6 protein-coding genes are annotated in these 5,624 nt (G+C 70.0%); 5 read left to right on the top strand and 1 reads right to left on the bottom strand.

Going from position 1 to position 5,624, the window contains the following annotated elements; all coding sequences use genetic code 11:
• Window positions 1-162 precede the first annotated feature (162 nt).
• Entirely contained in the window at window positions 163-819 is a 657-nt protein-coding gene (locus DMC18_RS19655) for a cyclopropane-fatty-acyl-phospholipid synthase family protein (RefSeq protein WP_110120609.1), read from the top strand.
• Window positions 820-995: 176 nt separating this feature from the next.
• Here the strand turns inward: DMC18_RS19655 and DMC18_RS19650 are convergent, their stop codons facing one another.
• Window positions 996-1,886 (bottom strand): branched-chain amino acid aminotransferase, encoded by an 891-nt coding sequence (locus DMC18_RS19650; protein WP_110120608.1) that lies wholly within the window; start codon window positions 1,884-1,886, stop codon window positions 996-998.
• 80 nt (window positions 1,887-1,966) lie between these two features.
• Between DMC18_RS19650 and DMC18_RS19645 the strand changes: the two genes are divergently transcribed.
• The 4 genes from DMC18_RS19645 to DMC18_RS19630 all read left to right on the top strand — a co-directional run bounded on the left by DMC18_RS19645 (window position 1,967) and on the right by DMC18_RS19630 (window position 5,537).
• Window positions 1,967-2,458, top strand: coding sequence for a MarR family winged helix-turn-helix transcriptional regulator (locus DMC18_RS19645; RefSeq protein WP_110133232.1), 492 nt, complete (start codon window positions 1,967-1,969; stop codon window positions 2,456-2,458).
• Window positions 2,455-3,156 carry a response regulator gene (locus DMC18_RS19640; RefSeq protein WP_110120606.1) on the top strand — a complete coding sequence of 234 codons (702 nt, stop codon included), beginning with the start codon at window positions 2,455-2,457 and terminating at the stop codon, window positions 3,154-3,156. The genes DMC18_RS19645 and DMC18_RS19640 overlap by 4 nt, the downstream gene beginning before the upstream one ends.
• Window positions 3,157-3,342: 186 nt before the next feature.
• On the top strand, window positions 3,343-4,686 hold the full coding sequence (locus DMC18_RS19635; RefSeq protein ID WP_110120605.1) for an ATP-binding protein: 1,344 nt from the start codon (window positions 3,343-3,345) through the stop codon (window positions 4,684-4,686).
• 125 nt (window positions 4,687-4,811) lie between these two features.
• Window positions 4,812-5,537, top strand: coding sequence for a TIGR02594 family protein (locus DMC18_RS19630; protein ID WP_110120604.1), 726 nt, complete (start codon window positions 4,812-4,814; stop codon window positions 5,535-5,537).
• Window positions 5,538-5,624 lie beyond the last annotated feature (87 nt).

Raw genomic sequence — 5,624 nt, 5'->3', positions numbered from 1 at the left:
GCCGCGCGCCTAGGGATTTGCCTGCAAAGGGTGAAACCTCTCACCCTCCCACGCCTTCGGCGCGGGCCCCTCCCTCTCTCAAAGAGAGAGGGGTTTCGTTTGCGGCTCCGCACGCGTGGCGACGTCTAACCCTGGTCTGGTAAACTCCCGGGGGAAATCGCGATGGTCTATATGCGCTGGCGGCGGTTCGTCGAAATGGCCTCGCTGGACCGTCCGTGGCTGGGCGACCTGATGGAGAAGCGCAAGGGCGAGGCCTTTCGCGCAGCCCCCGTCGAGCGCTGGGACCAGGAATATCGCGACGGCGTCTACGACCGCCTGCACCGCTCCGACCAGCGCCACCATCACCGCCTGCTGGCCGCCATGATCGCCGACCGCTGGCCAAGGGCGCGGGTGCTCGAGATCGGGGCCGGCGAGGGGGTGTTCTTCGAGGCCCTGCGCGCCCACGGCCCGGCCCGCTATGTCGGCGTCGACTTCTCCGCCCCGGCCGTAGCCAAGGGCGTCGAGCGTCTGGCGGGGGAGATCGCCGCCGGCCAGGTCGAACTGCTGCTCGGCGACGGGCGCACCTTCGCCACCGACGAGCAGTTCGACGTGGTGGTGTTTTCCGAGTGCATCGAGCACCTGGGCGAGGTCGAGCCCCTGATCGCCCACTACCGCGCCATGCTGTCCCCCGGCGGGGCGGTGGGCCTGACCATGTGGCTGTCGCTGAAGCCGCTTCGCCTGTGGCGGCGGCTGAAGGCCCTGGGCGCGGTGCTCGACGAGGCGGTGGTCAACACGCCCTGGGGCGGGGGCTGGCTGGTGGCGACGGTGGAGCCCCGCTGAAGCGGGGCCCCCTCCGGCCCTCCGGGCCACCTCCCCCAGAGGGGGAGGATCTAGCAAGACAGATGCTCCCCCTCTGGGGGAGCTGTCGCGGAGCGACTGAGGGGGTCTTCCCCGGCCAAAGAAAAACCCCGGAGCATCGCCCCGGGGTTCTCGATCTCAAAGCTCGCGACCCAGCCTTACGCCGGCACGACCTCTTCGCGGCGTACCAGGGCCGCATAGGCGTCCATCAGGCTCAGCGACAGCTTGCCGGGCGTGAAGGTGAACTCGCCGATCTCGGCGACCGGGGTCACCTCGGCGGCGGTGCCGACGATGAAGCATTCGGAAAAGCCCGAGAGCTCCTGCTTCTCGATGTGGCGCTCGACCACCTCGATCCCCTTGCCCTTGGCGATCTCGATCACCGTGCGGCGGGTGATGCCGTCCAGGAAGCAGTCGGGCTTGGGCGTGTGCAGCACGCCGTCCTTGACGAAGAACACGTTGGCGCCGGTCGCCTCGGCCACATAGCCGCGGTAGTCCAGCATCATCGCGTCGGTATAGCCGTCCTTCTCCGCGGCGTGCTTGGAGATGGTGCAGATCATGTAGAGACCGGCGGCCTTGGCGGCGACGGGGGCCGTCTTCGGATCCGGGCGGTTGTACTTGGCCCAGGTCAGGCGGATGCCCTTGGCCTTCAGCGCCGGGTCGAAATAGCTGGGCCAATCCCACACGGCGATGGCCACGTGGATCTTGGTCGCTTGCGCCGAGACGCCGATCATCTCGCTGCCGCGCCAGGCGATCGGGCGCACATAGCAGTCCGACAGGCCGTTCTTGGCGGCCGTCGCCTTGCAGGCCTCGTCGATCTCGGCCACCGTGTAGGGGATTTCGAAGTCGAGGATTTCGGCCGACTTGAACAGGCGCTCGGTATGCTCGGTCAGCTTGAAGATCTCGCCGCCGTACATGCGTTCGCCCTCGAACACCGACGAGGCGTAGTGCAGGCCGTGCGTCAATACGTGCACCTTCGCCTCGCGCCAGGGAACGAACTGGCCATCCAGCCAGATCCATCCGTCGCGATCATCGAAGGGAACGAGAGACATCGGTCCAAGACCTCCTTATTTGGAACCCGGTCCTTAGACGCCCGAGGAGCCGGAAGGTCAAACAAAATGGACGCGCCCGCATGACGCCGCACGCCGATCCCCGCCTGATCCTGCGCGAGGAGGAGCTCGATGGAGGCCTGGAGTTGATTCTCCTGGCCGAGGCGGCGCTGTGGGCGGCGGTCGACGGGGTGCTGGAGACCGAGGGCCCCGGGCTGGGGCGCTCGCACTGGCGCGCGGCCTTCCTGCTGCGCCGGCGTCCGGGCATCGGGGTGCAGGATCTTTCGAAGCTGACCAGCCTGTCGAAACAGGCCGCCAGCAAGACCTTGAGCGACCTGCAGAAGCTGGGCCTGGCCGAGAAGGCCGCCGGCGATCTGGACGCCCGCCGCCGTCCCGCCGTGCTGACCGAGGCCGGGCGCGCCTTCGAGGCACGGGTCAGCGAGCGTCTGCGGGCGCTGCTCGGCCGCGCCTATCGCACCGGCGGCCTGGACGGCGTGCCCGGCGCGCGGCGCATCCTGGCGGCCCTGGCCGGTCCGCGCCAGGGCGTCGGCGTCAATCGGAGGGAGGCCCTGTGAGCCCCGAGGAAAGACGCGAGCGCCACCTGCTGGTGGTCGACGACGACGACCGCATCCGCGACCTGCTCAAGCAGTTCCTCAGCCGCGCCGGCTTCCGGGTCAGCGCCGCGGCCGACGCCGCCCACGCCGACCGGCTGGTGGCGGTGATGGACTTTGATCTGCTGGTGCTCGACGTGATGATGCCCGGCGAGGACGGCTTCTCTTTCACGAAACGCCTGCGGGCCAAGGGCGGCGAGATCGGCAAGGTTCCGATCCTGATGCTGACCGCCCGCGACCAGACCGGCGACCGCATCGAGGGCCTCACCCACGGCGCCGACGACTACCTGGCCAAGCCGTTCGAGCCGCAGGAACTGCTGCTGCGCATCGAGTCGATCCTGCGCCGGGCCGCGCCCAAGCCGATCGGCCCGCGCGAGATCGTCATGGGCGACTGCGCCTTCGCCCCCGATCGCGGCGAGCTGACCCGCGCCGGCGTCCCCGTGCGCTTGACCGAGGCCGAGGTCGCCCTGCTGCGACGCCTCGCCCGCGCCCTGCACGAACCCGTCGATCGCCTGGAACTGGCCCGCGACACCGCCGACGCCACCGGCCGCGCCGTCGACGTCCAGGTCACCCGCCTGCGCCGCAAGATCGAGCCCGACCCCAAGAACCCCCGCTACCTGCAGACCGTGCGCGGGGTGGGCTATCGGCTGGCGCCGGATTGATGGGGACGTATCAAAATCCTTCTCCCCCTGCGGGAGAAGGTGTCGGCGAAAGCCGACGGATGAGGGGTCTCTCAGAACCCCGCCGCTCCGCCCGGCCTCAACGCCGTCGCGGCGGCGCCGTCTGTCGACCCCTCACCCGACCTCCTTCGGAGGCCACCCTCTCCCGCAAGGGGAGAGGGGGTTAGAATGCGCCTGCGCACCCGCCTGTTCATTCCGCGCCAGATCAAGCGCTGGCTGCCGACCTCGCTGTTCGGCCGGTCCCTGCTGATCATCGTCCTGCCCGTGGCGGTGATGCAGATCGCCGTCACCTGGGGCTTTTTCGACGCCCACTGGGAGACGGTGAACAGCCGGCTGTCCGAGGGCCTGGCCGGCGACATCGCCTGGGCCGTGGCCACCTACCAGGACGATCCCAGCCCCGACGCCGTCAAGGCCATGGCCGAGCGGGCCGAGCAGACCATGGACCTGTCGATCGCCCTGCTGAAGGGCCGCGAGCTGCCCACGGGCAAGCGGCCGGCGATGTTCGCCTCGCTCGACCGCTCGATGCAGCGGGCGCTGGAGGAGCGGCTGGACGAGCCCTTCTGGTTCGACGCCTCCAACCGCTACGCCGCCCACGTCGAGATCCGGGTGAAGGTCAAGGAAGGCACCCTGCGGATCTTCGCCCCGCGCGACCGCGCCTTCGCCACGCAAGGGCACATCTTCATCCTGTGGATGGTGGTGGCGACCATGCTGCTGACGGCCATCGCCATCCTGTTCATCCGCAACCAGGTGCGGGCCATCGAGCGCCTGGCCGACGCCGCCGACGCCTTCGGGCGCGGGGCCGAGCACGAGTTCAAGCCGCACGGCGCGCGCGAGGTGCGCCAGGCGGCCCAGGCCTTCCTGTCCATGAAGGCCCGCATCCAGCGCCACATCGAGCAGCGCACGGCCCTGCTGGCCAGCGTCAGCCACGACCTGCGCACCCCGCTCACCCGCCTGAAGCTGGAGATGGCCCTGGCCGAGCCCGGTCCGCAGGTCGAGGCCATCAAGCGCGATCTCTCCGAAATGGAGCACATGATCGACGAGTACCTGGCCTTCGCCCGGGGGGAGGGCGGCGAGGCCCTTCAGGCCGTCGAGCTGGCGCCGCTGATCGCCGGGGTCTGCGCCGGGGCCGAGCGCGGCGGGGCCAGCGTCGAGACGGTGCTGGAGCAGGGGCTGAGCGCCAACCTGCGCCCCAGCGCCTTCAAGCGGGCCCTGGCCAACCTGGTGGACAACGCCGCCGCCCACGGCGAGACCGTCCGCGTCACCCTGGAGCCGCGCCTGACCGGCGGGGTGCTGATCATGGTCGACGACGACGGTCCCGGCATTCCCGAGGACCGCTACGAAGAGGCCTTCAAGCCCTTCAACCGCCTCGACGAGTCGCGGAACCAGAACGAGAAGGGCGTTGGTCTCGGTTTGGCCCTGGCCCGCGACATGGCCCGGGGCCTGGGCGGCGACCTCGTCCTGGAGCGCTCGCCGATGGGCGGCCTGCGGGCGGTGATGCGGCTGCCGGGGTAGGGCGCGACCGCTTCCGACGCAGCGGCGATGTAAGGATTACGGGCAATCCGCGAAATACACTCCATGATTGACTCGTGGCCCGGCTTGCAGTTCGGATAACGCCGCTACGCGACGGAGTTGCGGTCATGAAAATCAAGGACATCCAGCAGCAGCTGGCGGCGCGCGGCTACACGCCTGGGCCGATCGACGGGGTGTGGGGACGGGCCACGGTGGCCGCTGTCCGCCGCTTCCAGCTCAAGCACGGGCTCGAGCCCGACGGGGTGGTGGGGCCCCTGACCCTGGCGGCCCTGTTCCAGGGCGCTCCGGCGGTCAACGCCCCCACGCCCCTGACCCTGGCCGACTTCGACGACCCGGGCCTCGTCTGGTTCCAGGAGGCTCGCCGGCTGATCGGCACGCGCGAGAAGCCCGGCCGCGGCGACAATCCCGAGATCATCGACTGGGCCTCCGACCAGGGCCTCAAGAGCATCTACACCGGCGACGACGTGCCCTGGTGCGGCCTCTTCGTGGGCCACTGCGTCTCGGCCACCCTCGACCGCGAGCCGACCCCGGCGGGCCTGCTGTCGGCCCGCGCCTGGGAGCGCTTCGGCATCCCCACCGCCCCGACGCCGGGCGCGGTGATGGTGTTCTGGCGCGACGGCCGTGGCAGCGGCAAGGGCCATGTCGGCTTCTACGCCGGCGAGGACGACGGGGCCTATCGCATCCTTGGCGGCAACCAGTCCGACAGCGTCTCGCTGGCCTGGCTGACCAAGGAACGCTTCGTCGCCGCCCGCTGGCCCGCCACCGTACCCCCGCCCGTCGCCCGCGCGATCAAGGTGGCCCGCAACAGCAGCCTGTCGTGGAACGAGGCTTAGGGGGAACGAGGCTTAGGCCTGATCGTCATTCACCGGCCTGAGCTCATTTTTCACCGAGCATCCCCGCGAAGGCGGGGATCCAAGCCG

This window comes from Caulobacter sp. D5 (assembly GCF_003185805.1).
Classification (GTDB): Bacteria; Pseudomonadota; Alphaproteobacteria; order Caulobacterales; family Caulobacteraceae; genus Caulobacter.
Note: the sequence above shows the minus strand (reverse complement) of the source record. Positions and strands in the feature narration are given on the sequence as shown.